Source organism: Maribacter algarum (ex Zhang et al. 2020), from assembly GCF_005885635.1.
Classification (GTDB): Bacteria; Bacteroidota; Bacteroidia; order Flavobacteriales; family Flavobacteriaceae; genus Maribacter_C; species Maribacter_C algarum.
The window spans coordinates 353,088-372,339 of record NZ_VATY01000004.1; the positions used below are offsets into that span (position 1 = coordinate 353,088).

At 38.5% G+C, this 19,252-nt stretch carries 19 protein-coding genes; 7 read left to right on the forward strand and 12 right to left on the reverse strand.

The window, feature by feature from the left end:
- Positions 1–9 precede the first annotated feature (9 nt).
- Complete coding sequence (locus FEE95_RS18505) at positions 10–1,116, reverse strand: XdhC family protein (protein ID WP_138659509.1); 1,107 nt, start codon at positions 1,114–1,116, stop codon at positions 10–12.
- 90 nt (positions 1,117–1,206) lie between these two features.
- Here FEE95_RS18505 and moaA point away from each other — a divergent pair, with 90 nt between their 5' ends.
- The 3 genes from moaA to FEE95_RS18520 all read left to right on the forward strand — a co-directional run bounded on the left by moaA (position 1,207) and on the right by FEE95_RS18520 (position 3,954).
- On the forward strand, positions 1,207–2,190 hold the full coding sequence (moaA, locus tag FEE95_RS18510; RefSeq protein ID WP_212748456.1) for a GTP 3',8-cyclase MoaA: 984 nt from the start codon (positions 1,207–1,209) through the stop codon (positions 2,188–2,190).
- 84 nt (positions 2,191–2,274) lie between these two features.
- Positions 2,275–3,489: a molybdopterin molybdotransferase MoeA gene (locus FEE95_RS18515; RefSeq protein ID WP_138659511.1), complete on the forward strand. Its 1,215-nt coding sequence runs from the start codon at positions 2,275–2,277 to the stop codon at positions 3,487–3,489.
- A 9-nt stretch (positions 3,490–3,498) separates the two neighbouring features.
- Positions 3,499–3,954 carry a hypothetical protein gene (locus tag FEE95_RS18520; RefSeq protein WP_138659512.1) on the forward strand — a complete coding sequence of 152 codons (456 nt, stop codon included), beginning with the start codon at positions 3,499–3,501 and terminating at the stop codon, positions 3,952–3,954.
- Positions 3,955–3,978: 24 nt separating this feature from the next.
- Here the strand turns inward: FEE95_RS18520 and FEE95_RS18525 are convergent, their stop codons facing one another.
- Positions 3,979–5,157 carry a hypothetical protein gene (locus tag FEE95_RS18525; protein ID WP_138659513.1) on the reverse strand — a complete coding sequence of 393 codons (1,179 nt, stop codon included), beginning with the start codon at positions 5,155–5,157 and terminating at the stop codon, positions 3,979–3,981.
- A gap of 172 nt (positions 5,158–5,329) precedes the next feature.
- Between FEE95_RS18525 and FEE95_RS18530 the strand changes: the two genes are divergently transcribed.
- Positions 5,330–6,577 carry a hypothetical protein gene (locus FEE95_RS18530; protein WP_171037086.1) on the forward strand — a complete coding sequence of 416 codons (1,248 nt, stop codon included), beginning with the start codon at positions 5,330–5,332 and terminating at the stop codon, positions 6,575–6,577.
- A gap of 71 nt (positions 6,578–6,648) precedes the next feature.
- Here FEE95_RS18530 and FEE95_RS18535 read toward each other — a convergent pair whose 3' ends face one another.
- The 10 genes from FEE95_RS18535 to FEE95_RS18580 form a co-directional block, all read right to left on the reverse strand.
- On the reverse strand, positions 6,649–7,446 hold the full coding sequence (locus tag FEE95_RS18535) for a carbohydrate-binding family 9-like protein (RefSeq protein ID WP_138659515.1): 798 nt from the start codon (positions 7,444–7,446) through the stop codon (positions 6,649–6,651).
- A 15-nt stretch (positions 7,447–7,461) separates the two neighbouring features.
- Positions 7,462–8,241, reverse strand: a complete 780-nt coding sequence (locus FEE95_RS18540) for a sulfite exporter TauE/SafE family protein (RefSeq protein WP_138659516.1) — start codon at positions 8,239–8,241, stop codon at positions 7,462–7,464.
- The gene (locus FEE95_RS18545; protein WP_138659517.1) at positions 8,232–9,299 is read right to left on the reverse strand and encodes a HesA/MoeB/ThiF family protein; all 1,068 of its coding nucleotides are present in this window, start codon (positions 9,297–9,299) and stop codon (positions 8,232–8,234) included. The genes FEE95_RS18540 and FEE95_RS18545 overlap by 10 nt, the downstream gene beginning before the upstream one ends.
- The gene (gene mobA, locus FEE95_RS18550) at positions 9,296–9,892 is read right to left on the reverse strand and encodes a molybdenum cofactor guanylyltransferase (RefSeq protein WP_138659518.1); all 597 of its coding nucleotides are present in this window, start codon (positions 9,890–9,892) and stop codon (positions 9,296–9,298) included. The genes FEE95_RS18545 and mobA overlap by 4 nt, the downstream gene beginning before the upstream one ends.
- Positions 9,876–10,349, reverse strand: coding sequence for a cyclic pyranopterin monophosphate synthase MoaC (moaC, locus tag FEE95_RS18555; RefSeq protein WP_138659519.1), 474 nt, complete (start codon positions 10,347–10,349; stop codon positions 9,876–9,878). Before moaC ends, mobA begins: the two co-directional genes overlap by 17 nt.
- Before the next feature lie 80 nt (positions 10,350–10,429).
- A complete protein-coding gene (locus tag FEE95_RS18560; RefSeq protein WP_138659520.1) occupies positions 10,430–10,849 on the reverse strand; it encodes a molybdenum cofactor biosynthesis protein MoaE in 420 nt (139 codons plus the stop codon).
- Positions 10,842–11,084, reverse strand: coding sequence for a MoaD/ThiS family protein (locus tag FEE95_RS18565; RefSeq protein WP_138659521.1), 243 nt, complete (start codon positions 11,082–11,084; stop codon positions 10,842–10,844). Before FEE95_RS18565 ends, FEE95_RS18560 begins: the two co-directional genes overlap by 8 nt.
- 3 nt (positions 11,085–11,087) lie before the next feature.
- Positions 11,088–13,364 carry a xanthine dehydrogenase family protein molybdopterin-binding subunit gene (locus FEE95_RS18570; RefSeq protein WP_138659522.1) on the reverse strand — a complete coding sequence of 759 codons (2,277 nt, stop codon included), beginning with the start codon at positions 13,362–13,364 and terminating at the stop codon, positions 11,088–11,090.
- An 18-nt stretch (positions 13,365–13,382) separates the two neighbouring features.
- Positions 13,383–13,847, reverse strand: a complete 465-nt coding sequence (locus FEE95_RS18575; protein ID WP_138659523.1) for a (2Fe-2S)-binding protein — start codon at positions 13,845–13,847, stop codon at positions 13,383–13,385.
- Between the two features lie 209 nt (positions 13,848–14,056).
- On the reverse strand, positions 14,057–14,860 hold the full coding sequence (locus FEE95_RS18580; RefSeq protein ID WP_138659524.1) for a DUF6503 family protein: 804 nt from the start codon (positions 14,858–14,860) through the stop codon (positions 14,057–14,059).
- A gap of 61 nt (positions 14,861–14,921) precedes the next feature.
- On the opposite strand from FEE95_RS18580, the gene FEE95_RS18585 reads away from it, so the two are divergent.
- The 3 genes from FEE95_RS18585 to FEE95_RS18595 are packed head-to-tail and all read left to right on the forward strand — an operon-like array spanning position 14,922 to position 19,250.
- Entirely contained in the window at positions 14,922–15,728 is an 807-nt protein-coding gene (locus FEE95_RS18585; protein ID WP_138659525.1) for a TrmH family RNA methyltransferase, read from the forward strand.
- 46 nt (positions 15,729–15,774) lie between these two features.
- Positions 15,775–17,001, forward strand: coding sequence for a M48 family metallopeptidase (locus FEE95_RS18590; protein WP_138659526.1), 1,227 nt, complete (start codon positions 15,775–15,777; stop codon positions 16,999–17,001).
- 44 nt (positions 17,002–17,045) lie between these two features.
- Positions 17,046–19,250: a RelA/SpoT family protein gene (locus tag FEE95_RS18595; protein WP_138659527.1), complete on the forward strand. Its 2,205-nt coding sequence runs from the start codon at positions 17,046–17,048 to the stop codon at positions 19,248–19,250.
- The last annotated feature ends 2 nt before the right edge of the window (positions 19,251–19,252 follow it).

The following is a 19,252-nucleotide window of genomic DNA, read 5'->3' on the forward strand; positions in this document are numbered from 1 at the left end:
ACTTTACATTCAATTCCGTTCGTGAATCGGCCCAAGCTTCTCTCGTAACATTCCACCCTCCTTTCCAGAAAAAACACCTAGAATCTCACTAAACAAACTCATAGCGATTTCCTCAGGAGTATTTGCTCCAATCTCCAATCCGCAGGGTGCGTAAATACGTTCCAATTCTTCGTCCGAAAACTCTACTCCATCTGCCTTGAATTCCGCAATCATCTTATCAAAACGTTTTCGGGGTCCTAGAGAAGCAATGTATGGCGTAGGAGTCTTAATCAACTGCTGCAAATTTGCATAATCGGTTTTATAATCGTGTGCCATTAATATGATTGCGGTACGGTCGTCTATTTCAGGGCGTTCTTCGCCATCTTTAAGATAGATGTTCTTTACAGAATGTAATTTTTCCTTTTTAAGTTTTTGAACATTGCCAACAAGACTAACATCCCAATCCATCAACTTTGCCATTTCTAGCATTGGGTAAACGTCATAGTTATCGCCGTAAATCGCCAAATGAAATTGAGGTGGAATCAATTCTATAAAAACACTCGCCTTTACCCCTTCTTCCTCAAACTGATAGGTTTTTGATTTTTTCTTGTCCAGCACATCTTTGATTCTGTCATGAAGAAAATGTCGCAATCCGCCATGTTGGCAATCTTCTAAGGAAGCTGAATCTTTATCGTAGTAGAAACTTCTTCCTAAAGGAATCGTATCAATATCAGTGTTTAAAGCAGTTATTGTAGCAATGATATGTTCACCCCTATCGGAAACACATTTTTGAAGCATTTCTAAAGTAGCCGAATTTTCAGAAATAGGAGAAATCAAAACATCGATAACACCGTTACAACCCAATCCTACGCCTATTTCATTTTCTTTAGAAGTATCATAGGTTACAATGGAAGGTTGTTGTTTAAGTATGGCAATTTGAGAACGTTGCAAAGCATCACCTTCCAAACATCCTCCACTGATTCCTCCCTCAAAAACACCGGATTCAAAAACTAGCATTCTTGCTCCTTCACGTCGATACGAAGATTCCTCAACGCGAACCACCTGTGCAATCGCACATTTTTCTCCTGAAGCTTTTAAAGAATTATAAAGTTGAAGTATCGATTTGATTTCTTTCATTTCCGTAGCAGTTCTTATTTCTTTCTTAAATATGCCCTCTAATATATCTAAAAATAGCTATATTGAATCTTCTTATCGCTGATATAAATCATGAAGGATTCCTTTGACAGAACGATAGATTATGTGCGTATTGCGGTAACAGACCGCTGTAATTTACGATGCTTTTATTGCATGCCCGCAGAAGGCATTCCGTATGAACCAAAAGCCCATCTACTTAGCTATGAGGAAATTACTCGCTTGCTAAGAGTCCTAGGTGGACTCGGTTTTCAGAAAGTCCGGTTTACTGGTGGAGAACCTTTTCTACGCAAAGACTTCATGCAATTGTTGGAGAATACCGCCGGACTGGAAGACTATAAATCCATACATATTACTTCAAACGGAACGCTTTTACAAAAACATATTCCGAAATTAAAGGAATTGGGCATTACCAAAATCAACCTCAGCATTGATTCACTGGACAAAGAACGGTTTCATAAAATTACACGTCGTGATGATTTTGAAAAAGTGATGCAGACTTTTCATATGTTAGTCGATAATGGGTTTCAAATCAAATTGAATGCCGTAATAATGAAGGGTATTAATACACAAGATATTATTCCGTTGGCAGAACTTGCCAAAGATTACCCTGTCGATGTTCGCTTTATTGAAGAAATGCCCTTTAATGGAGGCTATAAAGAAAATATAGAAATGTATTCCGCCCGTGATATTTATTCGGATTTAAAGGCTCATTATTCGAATTTAGATAAACTACCAAGTAAACATGGCGATACAGCAAGTTTACTTTCGGTGCCAGGATATAAAGGATATATTGGAGTAATCGCAGCCTTCTCAAGAACCTTTTGCAATACTTGTAATCGTCTTCGGATTTCTTCCAAAGGAGAAATCAAAAGTTGTCTCTATGACGATGGTGTTTTCAATATTCGTGATTTTATGCGTTCGGGAGTTTCCGATGAAGAATTAGCGGAAAAATTCCAGGAAATTGTTCGCTTAAAACCAAAAGATGGATTCGAAGCAGAAAAAATGCGTAAAGCTCCCAAGGAAGCGATGCAGAGTATGAGTAGTATTGGAGGCTAGATAAAGCCTTGCCTGTCATTTCGAGCGGAGTCGAGAAATAAGCAGGCTAACGTATAAGCATTTCGACTCCGCTCAATGTGACAGATGGAAAATACTTTTATCCCATACGAAAAAGCCCTTTCGATTTTAGAAGTACACAAAGGCGATTTCCCAGAAGAAAACAGAGATTTAGAAGAATGTATTGGTGCCTATCTGGCCGAAGATTTAATTGCCGACCGAGACTTCCCTCCTTTCGATAGAGTGACGATGGACGGCATTGCTATTGTCTATTCCACTTTTGAATCTGGTAAAAGAGATTTCCATATCGAAGACACCGCTGCTGCAGGAACTCCTCAAAAAAAACTCGCTGATACATCAAACTGCATAGAAGTGATGACTGGGGCGATAATGCCCAATGGCGTTGACACCGTGATTCGGTACGAAGATCTTACGATTGAAGATAATAAAGCCACTATTAATCTTGATGCTTTAAAGTATAAACAAAATGTTCATTTCAAGGGAATAGATATTGCTAAAGGAACAGTAATTGTTTCCAAAGGAAAACAGTTGTCAAGTGCTGAAATCAATATTGCCGCTGCGGTTGGAAAGGCAACTTTGAAAGTCCAGAAAATGCCCAAAGTGGTTATTTTTTCTACAGGTGATGAGTTGGTTCCTGTTGATCAAACTCCGGAATTACATCAAATACGACGTTCGAACATTTATGGAATACAGGCTACCTTAAAAGAATGGGGCCTAGCTTCAGACTTGCAACATTTGGCTGATGATAAAGAAGAAATGCTACGGACTATTTCTAAGTCTTTAGAAGAATATGACCTCTTTATTTTTACAGGAGGTGTATCTAAGGGAAAGTTTGACTATTTGCCTGATGTGCTTGAAGAGCTTAAGGTCGAAAAACATTTTCATAAAATTCAACAACGGCCAGGGAAGCCATTTTGGTTTGGCAGTAACACAAATGGAAAAAAGATTTTTGCTCTTCCTGGGAATCCGGTTTCTTCATTTGTTTGTGTATACATGTATTTGCAATTTTGGTTGCAAAAGTCATTGGGAATAGAACCCGAAACCCATTTTGTGAAACTGAAAAACGATGTCGAATTCAAACCAGACCTGGTCTATTTCTTAGAAGCAACTTTAGAAAGTCAATCGGATGGGAGTTTAGTTGCTGAAGCCAAAAAAGGAAATGGTTCAGGTGATTTTGCAAATCTTGTAAAAACTGATGGATTCTTAATATTACCGCAAAATAAAAGCCAATTTTTTGCGAATGAGGTTTATCCTTTTGTATCTTATCGAACGAAATGGTAATCCCCTTCAATGGAAATTGCAAAGACTGGCTGTTGTAAAAGTAAGATGCAAACCACTAAAAAAGTGGAAGCTGCCAATGGCTCTATGTCATTTCTCTCCACTATTTTATTGATTCTTATTCCAAAGTGTCCACTTTGTATGACGGCTTATATGAGTGCCATGGTCCTCTTTTTTGATATTGAGTACACCACTTTGGTTCCTGTATTATTGCACACAAAACCAATAATGGGGTTGTTGATTGTTACCATGATTCTCTTGAATCGAAAAGATAAAAGAACACTTATATCATTGCTTATCGCTAGTGTTGCATTGACCTTTTTAGTTTTGAAAACCTATTTCGGGATTGCTCTTTTAATGCCAGATTGGCTTATCTATATCGCCTTTATTTTCGCGATATGGTACAATGGCAATTTCCAATATTTTTATCGGTTTATTCGATTTGGACGAAACAACGAAATGGTCTAATTGTGTATAATTTGGTTCGTCCTATTACATGAATTTCAAACCATCAGTATCGGCCACACGCGCTATAATTCCCCATCCAAAAAAATAATTCGTTACCCCAATTAAAATTTCATTTTCCCCTTTCTGCAATGGGAGTTGAAATGAACTATTTTCAATAGTACACCTTCCTCTGGGTTCCTTCATGCCCGGAGAGCCATAATAGTTTTTATCAACGTATAATGGCTGACCATTAATAAATACCCAAACTTCATCACTAAAACCCATATCAACCCTTTTTTCTTGAGGTTTTTCTGAATCAATGGTAGTTTTTATCCATGTTAATCTTCTTTCCCCTTGTTCCGTTTCACCAAATTGACGAGTTAGATTTATCAAACCTCGCCGTTCAGCCTTTAAAGGTTTCCATAGGGCGGTACTATCCAACAAAGTCGTATCAATGGCAACACCCGGATTGCGAGATATACCACGCATGACATCCTTTCCAAAAGGGAAATCAATAGGGTCAGTTACCAACCAATTGCGCAAGTATCTTGAATCGTTTGCAGTATGATCATATCCTGGAGTAGCAGCTAAACCTTCCGTCGTATCAGGCTGTATTACAAAATTTGAGTAAATCACATTTCCAGTGAGTTCGATACTCCCAGAAGTTGTAATACCTTCTAGTGCCGGAACCTCTAGAGCCTCATGCTCCATATCATTTACATATACCTTCATTTGCCTTCCGTTTATCACCATTTTTATATGATTCCATTTACCCTCATAAATTTCAGCGGCAGCTTGATAATCATCGGTCATGTCCCACATATTCACTTTATCGAGAACTGATGCGTATTGCAGCGTTGTTCTTTTGAGCTTATCTGGTTTTCCAAAATGGCGTATATAAAAAATCTCCCCGTTCAAAGTATCTTTCGACAACCTAAAAACAATACCAGGAAAGCCCATACCTTTTAACTCGACATCGTATTCAATTGTACCGTTTGAGAATTCGAAATCCTTTAATCGAATACCAAATCCATCTCCATTATTACTTCGTACTGAGGCAACAGATTTATGATTCAGGAATTCTACATTATCGGTGGTAGGCGCCCAATGCTTTTCATTCATCGGAAACTCAATAACCTTATTCTTATTTCTTTCTCTTTTTTGTCCATAGGTAATATTCACAATTACCAATAATGTAAAACCTAAGATTACTTTTTTTATCATGATATTCGATTTTGATATTATTTAATTTTTAAAACTAAATTTGATTAGGTCTAAAATTAGTCACCATCATTAAGTTTTATCATCTTAATGGTTGTTCAATCTTGTTTAATTTTGTTCAAAGTCCCTCGTATCATATACCATCTTTACTTTTATGGATAAATCAACTTTACATATGAAAGACCATTTGGTAACCCTCATTGAGGCCAAGCTTGGCTGGGGGAATGGCGATACATGGAGCAACAAGGACTTTGAGGAACTCAGTGAACGTATTTTAAAGCAAACCAATAAAAGGTTGAGCGTAACCACCTTAAAACGAATTTGGGGTCGTGCCGAGTGGGTGGCTAACCCTAGTGCTGCTACGATGGACATTCTGTCGGAATTTCTAGGGTTTGAAAATTGGCGTGATTTTGTTAGTGCCCATAAAGAGGAGCCCACAGAACAGAAAGTTTTAGAAAAGCCAAAACCACGCAAAACATGGACTATTGTTTTAGCCGTGGCGATAGTTGGTTCATTTTTCGGATTCTATTGGAATACTACTACTGAAAAAAACGAGCAGAATACCGTTTATAAGGCGGAAGATTTCTTATTTAAAAGTCGAACAATCAGCCAAGGTATTCCGAATTCCGTTGTATTTGAATATCATGCCAGCCTGGCGAAGGAAAATGCAAAAATAGAAATACAACAAGATTGGGATAGAAACAAACGCATGCGAATAGACAAAAGGGATACTGTCGCTACAAGTATCTATTACCACCCCGGATTTTTTAAATCAAAATTGGTTGTAGATGATACCATTATCAAAGAAAATGATGTTTTTATCACTACGGATAATTGGTTAGGTATGATAGAACGTGATTCGGTGCCCATTTATCTCACGACGAAGGAAATTTATGCAGATAGTCTTTTAGGCATTAATCATGAAACAGTAACTGCTTATAATTTGGATGCCAGGACATCAAATGTGGTTGTAAGCCTTTATCAAGTAAAGGATTTTGGAGATTTGTACACGAAAGATTTTGAAATGTCAACAGAGGTAAAGAACGATTTTGACGAAGGTATTAGTGCTTGCCAGAATGTTCGCCTCTTTATTCTCTATGATGGTGGAGCAATCGGAATTCCTTTAGCAAAAAAAGGATGTTCTTCCGATCTCACTTTGATGACTATGGAGCGTTTCGTGGATGGAAAGAAAAATGACCTTTCTGGTTTTGGAGTAGACTTTAACGATTATGTAAATCTGAGGTGTATTTCAAAAAATCAAAAACTTGAAATTTTTATCGACAACAAATCAATTTATCAAATGAACGTCCCCGAACCTGCTCAAAAAATCAAAGGGGTCTCAATTCATTTTGAAGGAGCTGGTTCTGTAAAGACGTTTGAATTTAAAAGAGATGAAGAGATTATTTACAAATCTGGTTTCTAAAATGTATTCAATTCTCAATCCTTAGTTTTCATTCTTATCTATTTGGAGAGGAAATAAAACTAGTTTCTTAGTTATTCAGCAAATTCAATCTTACTCCATTTCGAAGGCATATGTGTATCATAAATACCATGACTATTTAATGCCATTGCTGGATGCGGTTGAACTTCTATTCCGCTTAACATAAGTTTTTGAAACCTTCCGAGAAACATGCTCCAAACATCTCCATTGGAAGGAGGAATTGTTCTGCCGTTTGCTAAAATCTTCAAGCTTTCCCATGGAATCGCAATTTCAAGACTCCAACCTTTATCTACATCACTATGGTCGTTTAAAGTTCCGTCCAACTTGACCGCAGTTTCAAGGCCTTCCATATCAAAATCAGTAAAAGCCCAACGTATTCCACGAGGGTTGGTGCCTTTCCAGAATGAAGCCCCTGTCCGGTCATAATCCCCTCCAAAAGTATAGGCATCTCTCTGATGCACATCAAATTGGGGGGTGTCGAACTTACCTCCTTTTTGATAGGCATCTTTCCAAATAAAGAACACCTCGTAGATCGTATTGGCTGCGTTGACTTCCAATTCATAATAGCAATCGCCCCCATCGATAAATATCTCCAAATCATTTTCTAAAAAAATGATGCTATCACGTTCCGTCAATTTAGCCTCTAAGAAAGGCTCTTCTGCATTGAAAGCAAAATAGAGATGCGTATCGTTCCAAAGTATTGCGGACTGAGTATTGTACATTCCCAAATCGCCAGTCACCATATCTACAAAACGTTTACTCCAAGTAGCATTTCGCCATACGGGCTTCTCAATATTTCCATCAATCGTTATTTGCTCACATACCTTTTGTGCTCTATAATCTACTTTCATGACAATTTATCTATTTTAAAATTCTAACTGTAATCCATTCGCTAGTAAGACTCGAATACCCACTAGCAATACTAAAATTGCAGTAACCACCTTAATCCCATTTCCTGTTAGCTTACCAAGACTTAAACGTATTCCTATTTGGCCTCCAATGAAAACGGCAACTACAAGGCTTATGCCTTCAATCCATGGAAATTCAAAAGTTCCCTTTGTCAATAAGCCTCCTATTCCAGAAATAGAATTTACCAGTATAAAGAAGCTAGCAAGTGCCGCTATTTTTATGGATTTATCCCACTTCATATGATTTAGAATGGGTGCCAAAAAAATACCCCCGCCGATACCTACAAGTCCAGAAAGCAATCCAATTCCCGCTCCCAAAAAATAGGTAACATATGGCGGATAATTTGGATTTACTTCTTCCGAATTCTTGCCCTTTGTAGTTTGATAAATCAATGCCAAGGCTGAAATAATTAAGGCCGCTCCTAGAATAATAAAAAAAGTATTTTCGGATAAACGGAATCGTGCTCCTAAAAATGCCAAAGGAATACTGGTTACAATGAAAGGGAGAAATTTTTTAAAGTCCAGATGTCCTTTTTTCCAATAGAGGTAGCTACTACCGGAGACAACCACGAGGTTACAGATTAAAGCAGTACTACGGATTGCAAAAAAACTAACAAAAACCAATGCCAATAGCGCCAAATAACTGGACCCTCCGCCAAAACCAACGGAGGAATACAAGGTAGCAATGACCAAAAAGCCAAGCATTAATAAGACAAGTTCAGGAAGGGTTAGGAGCATTCGGCCAAATACTGGTTTAGACCTCCTAAAATACTAAAAACTGAACTTTCTGGATGTGCATTTCTTAGTTGTCTTAAAGCGGTTTCACTTCGCTTACCAGATTGACAAAGTAAATACACTGGAAGAGAAAAATTGATTTTATTGGAATTCGCTTCCAACTCATTCAAAGGAATATGAATGGAATCTGGAAGATGAAAATTAGTAAACTCTTCATTCGTTCGAATATCAACGATTTGGGCCTTCTCAATCAATAGCCTTTGCAATTCATCTACTGAAACGATAGGAACTATTTCACAGGGGTCATTCCATTCGTAAAAAGCTTGCAACTTCTTTATTTCAAGGTTCTTTGGTTGTAGTTTAAATTTTATTTTTTGGTAGGATTGCTGAAGTCCGTCAAAAATTAAAAGTTTTCCTGAAAGTACTTCGCCTATTCCGGTTACTAATTTAATTGCTTCCAAAGCTTGAAGGTTTCCTATAATTCCTGGAATGATTCCCAATACCCCATGCTCATTACAATTAGGCACTTCATTTTCATTAGGCATATTTGGGAAAAGACAGCGGTAGGTCGGTCCATCCTTATAATTGAAAACACTTACTTGCCCTTCATACCCATGCAAAGCACCATAAACAAAAGGTTTATTTAGAATCACGCAAGCGTCATTTACCAAATATCGTGTTGGAAAGTTATCCGAAGTATCGACTACAACATCATAATCCGTAATAATTTCAAGAGCGTTTTTGGTAGTTAAAAAAGTATTGTAAACGACAATATCATTATCGGGATTTTGAGCCTTTAGTTTCTCAAAAGCCGTAATTACTTTAGACTCCCCAATATCGTTCTCGCCATAAAGTACTTGACGATGTAAGTTAGTAATAGAAACCTCATCATTGTCGACAATGCCAATTTTTCCGACCCCCATGGCGTTAAGATAAGTCAAAACTGGGACGCCAAGGCCGCCCGCGCCAATGACCAAAATCTTAGCTTTTGCTAGCCTTTTTTGGCCTTCAAGGCCGAAGCCTTTTAAGGTTGTTTGCCTTATGTAACGCCTTTGGTTCAAACCTGAGCCAATTTTACTAATGCCTCTCTATACTCTGCCTCAGAATTTGCATTCAACAATACATTTTCATTTGCTGGAAACACCAATTTCGTATCATGATTAATGAGATATTTTCTGGGGCAGGTTCCGTTACCACTATTTAAGTATTCAACCGATGCTACAAAAGCATGAGGTTCCCAAATAGCGCACAGGGGTTCGGGCAAAGGATTCTTTTTTAGCGCAAGGGCTGTTGCTTGTTTTGTCGTATCTCTCTTGGCAATCAATTCCTTCAAAGCTTCTAAATCCATTAACGGAAGGTCGCAGGCCAAAACAAGCCAAGCCACTTCTGGGTATTTCTTATGTGCGGAAAGCAATCCGTTATACGGACCGCAATACTCATTTAAATCAACAATGGTTTGCGTTTGTGATGGAAGTTGTGCTTCTTGCTCTTCACGAAGACTAATAAAAGTTTCTTCGCATACCTGACTCAACAAATCGTACAAATATTCGCGCTGGGGTACTCCATGATAGGGTATCAATCCCTTATCGGTTCCCATGCGAGTGCTCTTTCCTCCCGATAAAACGAGTCCGTATAGTCTAGCGGTTGAAGTCATTCTTTCCTCCTGTTTTTTGTTCTAATTGTACTTCCGAAATTTTTATGTCATGAGATAGTGCTTTGCACATATCATAAATGGTCAATGCGCTCACGGAAACGCCCGTTAACGCTTCCATCTCTACGCCCGTTTGCTCGTTACATTTTACTTTGCAGACGATCTGTAAAGCATTATCTATGGGAGTTATATCAATCTGAATTTTAGAAAGATTCAATTGATGGCAAAGAGGAATCAACTCTGCCGTTTTTTTTACAGCCTGTATTCCTGCTATTACTGCCGTTTGAATAATACTTCCCTTATGGCCTAAGAAGTCTTGCGAAGCCAGTTTTTCGAATACATCCGAAGGAAAAACAACTTTGCCTGATGCAACCGCAGTTCGAACACTTGCTTTCTTGCTTGATACGTCAACCATAGAGGCCTTACCGGATTCATCTATATGTGAGAGTTCTTTTGCCATTTATTTTTGTTAACCAATACTGTTCCTAAGTTCTCGACTCCACTCGAAGTGACAGTTTGGTAAGATTTGCGTTGTATTATTTACGGATGCGCCGAAACCCAAACAGTTTTGTTCTCGAACATCTCCTTTTTCCAGATAGGAACAGTTTCTTTTAAAGTATCAATTAAATAGCGACAAGCCTCAAAACAGGCATCTCGATGCGCCGAAGATGCCCCGACCACTACAACAGGTTCTTCAACTTTTTTTAGCCCAATAGCATGTCGAATAATCACTTTGTTGAGACTCCATTTTTCAACAGCATCAGAAGCAATTTTATCCATCTCCTTAATTGCCATTTTCTTATATGTTTCGAATTCTAGGGAAACAACTTCTTCACCTTGTGTAAACTCACGAACAGTTCCAACGAAAACACAAATACCTCCACTTTGCGCATCGGATAATTCCGAGAACACTTGGGAGGTATCAATTCTATCTACTATTTCAATTACTTTTTTATCCACCACTCACTGGGGGAATAATGGCTATTTCATCATTCCGGTCTAAAGGTACATTATCCTCGGCATATTCACTATTGACAGCAACCGCCAAAGAAGTCAACTTACCAAACTCGGGATAGGTCTCAGATATCATCCGCTTTAGCTCTGAAACTGAACTTGGAACCTTATCTGATTCCGTAAACTGTAGTTGTGACTCTCCAACAATATCCTTAGCAATCCCAAAAAGCAATACTTCCATAGGCTATCCCAAAATTGGTTTGGATGCCATATTGGTCGCAAACGGCTGCTTGTACATACGATTTCCTGTTGCTTTTTTCATGGCAATAGCTACTGCCGCTCCAGCTGGAGGTAAGGTCGGCTCACCTAATCCAGTGGGACTTAAAGTATTTTTCACAAAATGCGTTTCAACGATTGGCGTTTCATTCATTCGAATCAAACGGTATTTGTCATAATTGTTCGCTGTTGGCATTCCGTTTTCAAAACCAAAATCCCCGTACATTGAATGTCCTACTCCGTCTATGGCTCCACCTTCAATCTGGTTTTTAGCACCTAATGGATTTATTACAATTCCGCAATCCACCGCAACGGTTATCTTCTGGATTACAGGTCGATTGTTTTTCATTACAACATCAGCAACCTCAGCAACATGTGTATTGTGGCAGTAGTAAGCACAAACACCTTGAAACACGCCATCTTTCGGAGTTCGATATCCTGATTTTTCCACGGCTAATTTCAGTACATCTTGTAAGCGTTCCGCAGAATACTGAATTCTGTCATCGGTTGTACCTTTTACTTTTTCCAACATATCCAATCGCATTTGTACCGGGTCTTTGCCCATATCTTCGGCCAGTTCATCTAAGAAGCTTTGTTCAGCATATGAAAGGAAGTTGGTATACGGAGCTCTCCATGCACCTGTTGTAATATTACTGTCATATTTGGCAACATCTACCTGATAGTTGTCAAGTGCTCCTGCCGGGAAGAAATTCGGAATCAATCCGTACATATTACCCCCTACAGCAGCCTCTTTTAAGTGATAGCCTGTAATTTCACCATCTTTGATGGATGCTGCAATACGATATTTAATCGCTGGACGATAAACCCCCGTGGTCATATCATCCTCACGAGTTGAAAACATTTTTACTGGTCTTCGGATTTTATCTGAAATTTCGGCGGCTTCATATACGAAGTCTCCATAAAGCCTTCTTCCAAAACCACCTCCCATTCGGGTCATTTCTAATCGAATATCTTTTTCATCCCTACCCAATAAATTCGCAACTGTACTTGCCGCAGAAGCTGGAGTTTGAACTGGGCCCACCAAATGAATTTTTGAATCCGTAACATTCGCATAGAAATTCATGGGCTCCATACAGTTATGAGGAAGGAACGGTGATTCGTATGTTCGTTCCACTACCTTATCTGCTTGTTTAAAAGCCTTTTTTACATCTCCATCTTTTCTTAGGTTGGTGAAGTCCTTCCCATCCAATAAATCCATCAAAATCTTATCATGAGCCTTTGTGCTTTCCAATGGTGAACCATCACTCCATAGCGCTTTGATTGTTTTTTTAGCTTTGATTGCCGCCCAAGAATTTTCTGCAATAACAACCACTTTTTCAGATGGGGCTAATTTGGCCGTCCAATCTATTTGCTCCTTTTCTAACATGGCTTTTGCCTTTTCGCCAATTTTGATAACATCAATAACTCCCGGCATCGCCTTAGCCTCAGTATCATCGTAAGATTCTAGAACTTGGCCAAATGCTGGCGGACGCAAAACGGAAGCATACACCATACCTTCTGCTTTATAATCTAATCCGAATAAAGGTTTTCCTGTTATAATTTTATCAATATCTACATTACCCACATCGGTTCCAATCAAGGTATAATCTTTGGGGTCTTTTAATTCAATTGTCTCTGCTGGAGGTTGCTCACCTTCGGCTAAAGACTCGATAAGAGCTTTTCGCTTCGCAGCTCTCTCTGCTTCCAAAGCAGCCGCCTCATCAACAACATCTCCATAACCAAGTGTTTCTCCCTTCGCATTGGTAATCACACCTTGTTTTGCAGTACACTCAGAAGCATCAACCCCCCATTTTGCCGCAGCAGCATTAACAAGCATCTGTCTTGCAAAGGCTCCTGTTTGACGTAGAGCATCCCATCCAAATCGGATAGACTGGCTACCACCAGCAACTTGACGGACATAGTTTTGGGTGTCTAAAATTCCCTGAACCACATTTACATTTTCCCAAGCCACATCAAGCTCTTCAGCAATAATCATGGGCATAGAAGTTTTCACACCTTGACCGATTTCAGGGTTCGGCGAGAACAAGGTCACCATACCTTCTTTGGATATCTTTATGAAGGCATTGAAGTCATTATAATCGAGTTTGGAAATATCGACCGGCATTTTCACCGTGTCTTTACATGCTGTGAAAAAATTAAAACCGATTAGCATTCCGCCACTCGCAAGTGAAGAAGTTCTTAAGAAAGACCTTCTGCTAAATTTTGTTTGTATTGTACTTGACATGATTTTAGATGTTTACGGTTAGGCCATTTTTTTCTCAGCAGCCTTTGCAACTGCATTCTCAATACGATTATATGATGCACATCTGCATATATTACCGGTCATCGCATTTCTGATTTCTTCCCTTGAAGGATTAGGGTTCTTTTCTAGAAAGGCTGAAGCCGTCATTATCTGACCAGCCTGGCAGTATCCACATTGCGGAACATCAATTGCCTTCCAGGCTTCTTGAACCGGGTGTGAACCATCTTCAGACAATCCTTCGATAGTTGTGATTTCTTTTCCGTCCAATTGTGAAATTTGTAGTTGGCAACTGCGAGTTGCGTTACCATCCACATGAACGGTACATGCACCACATTGTCCTATTCCGCAACCAAACTTGGTACCTACCATATCCAATTGGTCGCGTAGTGCCCAAAGTAATGGGGTGTCTTCAGCAGCCTCAATTGATTGAGAACTACCATTAATTTTTAGATTGTACGTTGGCATTTTCTTTATGTGTTGGGTTCGTAAATTGAATTATTACTATTCCGGCATCGCGGAAGAAAAGCTCAAAAAAAATAAAGCTCCTGCATATAGCAAGAGCTTCTAAATTACGGAAAAATAAGTACCATGCCTTTTTCGCCGGACTTTTTTTAACCTTTTTTTAAGTTAAAGTCCTCTCCTGGCCCCTCCTGAACGAGGGACTACATAGGTAACTATTTTTTAGAACTTACAGAAGTAGCACCTTCCGGTTTATTAAAAAAATCTACTGCTTGAATCGTTTCGCTTAGTGTTACGTTTTCAAAATTCAGTGGTTCTCTTGGTGATTTTATGGTTCGCCCTTCATATTCGTGCCACGTTATTGCTCTTGGCAATACTAGGCCTTCGACATCCATCCAATCATTGTAGCGAATCCATTTTATGTTATCCGATTTTTCACCACTTCGAAAAGTTACCGTATAGCCCAACCATTCCATTTGATACGTTTCTGGGTTGTAATGAATGAAGTATTCATCTTTTGAAGAAAGGCCTACTCCTTCATTGTAACTGATTCGAATACCTGGATACTCCTTCCCCTCAAATTCTAAGGGCCTTGTATCCCCGTATTGAATTCCGTTATCAGCAAGAACAAAAGGCATTGCATAAAAATAAAACATAAGGTTGTGGTAAAAAACAGCATCCCCTTTATAAGCATCTTTTTCATCTAACAACCAAATATCAGAGCCCTCAGAGCCCATAGAAATACCAGGCATCTCAATCTTTTCATTTCTGGAAAACAAATCGATGGTGTGTTTCTCCGTCATATCTTTCTTCGGAATTTCAAAGGAAATAGTCCTCTTTTCTTTCCAAGCGGTAAGTCCGCCATGTGCTTCAAAAATTTTTCTAAGGGCTTCAGGATATTTTGAATCGTCGATCTTAGTCACAATTTCAGGTGCTTTAGATTTAGTTTCCATTTCTTTGGGAGCTTCTTTACAAGCTAAAACAGCTAAGCAAAAAAGTGATACTAGTACTAATTTCATGTTTGTTTTTTTAGGTTTCTTACTTCGTCGCAGATAGGGTAATTAAATTACTTTTGTAGTAATGAACGAAATTAAGGAAATAAGCAGTCTTCAAAATCCTTTGGTAAAAAAGATTCTGATGCTCAAGGAAAAATCCCGGGAAAGGAAAAAGTCGGGCCTTTTCATTTTAGAGGGGCAACGTGAATTGGAATTGGCCTTAAAAGGAGGATACGAAGTAGACACTTTATTATTCCATAATGCGCTTATTACCAAAGAAGCAATTCTACAGATAACTAGCCATCTGAAATATGCGGTCAATTTGATTTCTGTTTCAAAAGAAGTCTACCAAAAAATAGCCTACCGAGAAACTACGGAAGGTTTGATGGCTATCATAAACTCTAAATCTCATGGTTTGGATGAGCTTGGATTAAAGGGAAATCCCCTAATATTGGTAGCTGAAGCTCCAGAAAAACCTGGTAATATTGGTGCTTTGCTACGTACTGCCGATGCTGCAAATTTAGATGCCGTAATCATTGCAAATCCGAAAGGTGATATCTACAACCCTAATATCATTCGTTCGAGTGTGGGTTGCATTTTTACCAATCAGATAGCTACCGGAAGTACCTCAGAAGTCTTGAATTTTTTAAAAAGTAAAAATATTGATATGTACTGTGCTGCCCTTACAGCCTCTGGAAGTTACACCAATGTAAACTTCAAAAAAGCAGCTGCGATAGTAGTCGGTACCGAAGCAACAGGACTAACCCAAGAATGGTTAGAAAACTCAACTCAAAATATCATCATACCCATGCGCGGGGAGATCGATTCAATGAATGTATCGGTATCTGCCGCAATTGTTATCTTTGAGGCTTTGAGACAACGAGGTTTTTAGTAACCGTACCCTCTGAATAAACCACCAAACACAAATACCGAACAATTTGAATATCTTATTCTTTACCATCATAGCTATTCTCGTGCTCCAATTTTTGGTTGAAACTATTTTGGACTATTTCAATGCACAGCATTACGGAGACCCTATTCCGGATGCCTTAGAAGATGTTTTTGATGCTGAGGAATACCAAAAATCTCAGGAGTATCAAAAGACCAATTACCGCTTCGGATTCCTCAGTTCACTCTTTTCAATCATCTTAACCTTAGCATTTTTAGTTTTTGGCGGATTCGAATGGGCCGACCAGTTAGCCCGTAATTTTAGTAACAATGAAATTGTTGTTACTTTAATTTTCTTCGGGATTCTTACCATCGGAAGCGATATTCTAACCACTCCTTTTTCCTATTACCAAACTTTTGTTATTGAAGAACGATTCGGATTTAACAAGTCAACTAAAAAACTTTTCTTCACTGATAAACTCAAAGGTTGGTTGATAATGGCTATTCTGGGCGGTGGGGTTATTACCTTGGCCATGTGGTTTTACCAATGGGCAGGACCTAATTTTTGGTTATACGTTTGGGGCTTAGTGACAGCAATTATTGTTTTTATGAACTTGTTTTACAGTAAGTTGATTGTTCCGTTATTCAACAAACAAACACCCTTGGAAGAAGGAAGTCTTAAAAGCAAAATCCAAAACTACGCGAACAAGGTTGGCTTTGAATTTCAAAATATCTTTGTAATTGATGGTTCAAAAAGGTCCGCTAAAGCAAATGCCTATTTTTCAGGTTTTGGAAGGGAAAAAAGAGTTACGCTTTATGACACACTTATCAAAGATTTAGATGAGGAAGAAATCGTAGCGGTACTTGCACACGAAGTGGGTCATTATAAACACAAACACATTATTTTCAATTTAGTCGCTTCGATAGCCACATTAGGACTAACCCTTTTTATTCTATCCCTATTTATTAATAATCCTGAAGTTTCTAAAGCAATTGGTGTTTCTCAACCCAGTTTTCACGCTGCTTTAATTGGTTTTGGCATTTTATACAGTCCAATATCAGAAGTAACATCTTTAGTAATGAATTTCCTTTCCCGAAAATTCGAATATCAAGCTGATGATTATGCGAAAGACACTTTTGCAGCTCAACCACTAATTACTTCGCTTAAAAAGCTTTCAAAGAATAGCCTGAGTAACTTGACGCCCCATCCTGCTTACGTTTTCATGCATTATTCCCATCCTCCCCTCATTCAACGAATAAAGAACCTTATGGCGTGATTTTTGTTGTGTAGTAGTTGAGATTATCCTACTTTTAATATACAATGACGCAAGTTGCCATAGAAAAAGAGAATAAGGAAATTGCCAAGCAATATAAGGAATTGCTGCGCATCAGTTATCAGACCTTAACAGATGATGACAAGGTATTGATACGCTCTGCTTTTGAGGTTGCCGTTGACGCACATAAAGACCAACGGCGAAAATCTGGTGAAGCTTATGTGTTTCACCCTATTGCAGTTGCGAAAATTGTGGCATCTGAAATTGGTCTTGATGCCACCTCCATTGCATCTGCACTGCTTCATGATGTGGTTGAGGATACCGAATATACCTTGGATGATATCGATAGAATGTTTGGTGAAACGGTTGCTCGAATTGTTGACGGACTTACCAAAATAGCAGGTTTAAAAAAGGACATGAATACTTCGCAGCAAGCGGAGAACTTTAGAAAAATGCTGCTCACTTTGCACGATGATGTTCGTGTAATCATAATAAAAATTGCAGACCGCTATCACAATATGCTCACTATGGATTCTATGCCTGAGCATAAACAAGTAAAAATAGCCTCTGAGACCTTGTATATATATGCGCCATTAGCACATAGAATTGGTCTCTACAACATAAAAACAGAGTTAGAAGACCTCAGCCTTAAGTATACCGAACCTGAGGTTTATAAAGATATACATGATAAAATTGAAGACTCCAAGGAGGAGCAGCAAAATTATATCGATTCCTTTTCTGGAGTTATCGATAAATCCCTTAAGAAAGAAAAGCTCAATTATACGATTAAAGGACGGATGAAGTCCATATTCTCTATTCGTAAAAAAATGAAAGCACAAAATGTGGCTTTTGACGAGATTTATGACAAGTTTGCCATTCGGATTATTTACAAATCCGATGAGAAAAATGAGAAATTTTTAGCTTGGAAAATATATTCAATTGTAACAGACCATTTTACTCCAAACCCTGTACGATTGCGTGATTGGATATCCTCTCCGAAATCTACAGGTTATGAGGCCTTGCACATCACCGTTATGGGACCAAAAGGCAGATGGGTCGAAGTACAAATTCGTAGTGAGCGAATGCATGAAATTGCGGAAAAAGGTTATGCCGCGCATTTCAAATACAAACACGGAGACCAAAAAGAACAAGGTATTGATATCTGGTTAAATAAATTACAAGAGGCTTTAGAAAGTTCAACTACCAATGCCGTTGACTTTGTTGAAGAATTTAAATTGAACCTTTATTCCAAAGAAATCTTTGTCTTTACTCCAAACGGTGAACTAAAATCATTACCAAAAGGAGCCACCCCACTCGACTTTGCATTTAATATCCATACTGAAGTTGGCATGCGTACTCGTGGTGCAAAAGTGAATGGAAAATTGGTGCCTTTAAACACCTCTTTAAATAGTGGAGACCAGGTAGAAATTGTAACTTCTGAACAGGCAAGGCCGAATCAAAATTGGTTGGACTATGCCACTACAGCACGAGCAAGGGCGAAAATCAAATCATCACTTCGTGAAGAAAAGAAATCAGTTGCCCTTGATGGTAAGGAAGTACTTCGAAGAAAATTGAAATCTCAAAAAATAAACCTTAACGAAGATACTGTTAATAAAATGGTAGTGTTCTTCAAATTGAAAACCAGTTTAGATCTTTTTTACAGAGTTGGTATTGGTGCTATCGATAATCAAATGATTAAAGATTTTGCTTCTTCATATAACAACGCCTTTATCAGCTTTTTCAAGAATAAGATTAGAAGAAGTCCAATTCCCGAGGACATTGACAAGGATGAGATAACCTCCAAATACGATCTTTTGGTATTTGGTAAGGAAGAAGAAAAACTGGATTATAAATTATCGAAATGTTGCAACCCGATTCCCGGTGATGATGTATTCGGATTTGTCAGTGTTAATGAGGGGATTAAAGTCCATAAGAAGAATTGTCCAAATGCAATTTCGCTGCAAGCCCACTACGCCTATCGTATCATGCCAGCCAAATGGATAGATTCTTCTCAGGAAGAATTCAAATCGGAAATCAAACTTACAGGCATCGACAACCTAGGCTTGGTAAGTGAAATCACAGAGATGATTTCTGGCAATATGCACGTAAACATGCGTAATATTAACTTTAGTACAGATGGCGGTACATTCACAGGTAGTATTACCGTGGTTGTTAAAAACAAATCTATCCTCAAGAAATTAATGGACAATCTAAAACAGATTGAGGGAATTGATAAAGTGACCCGAATTTAGCA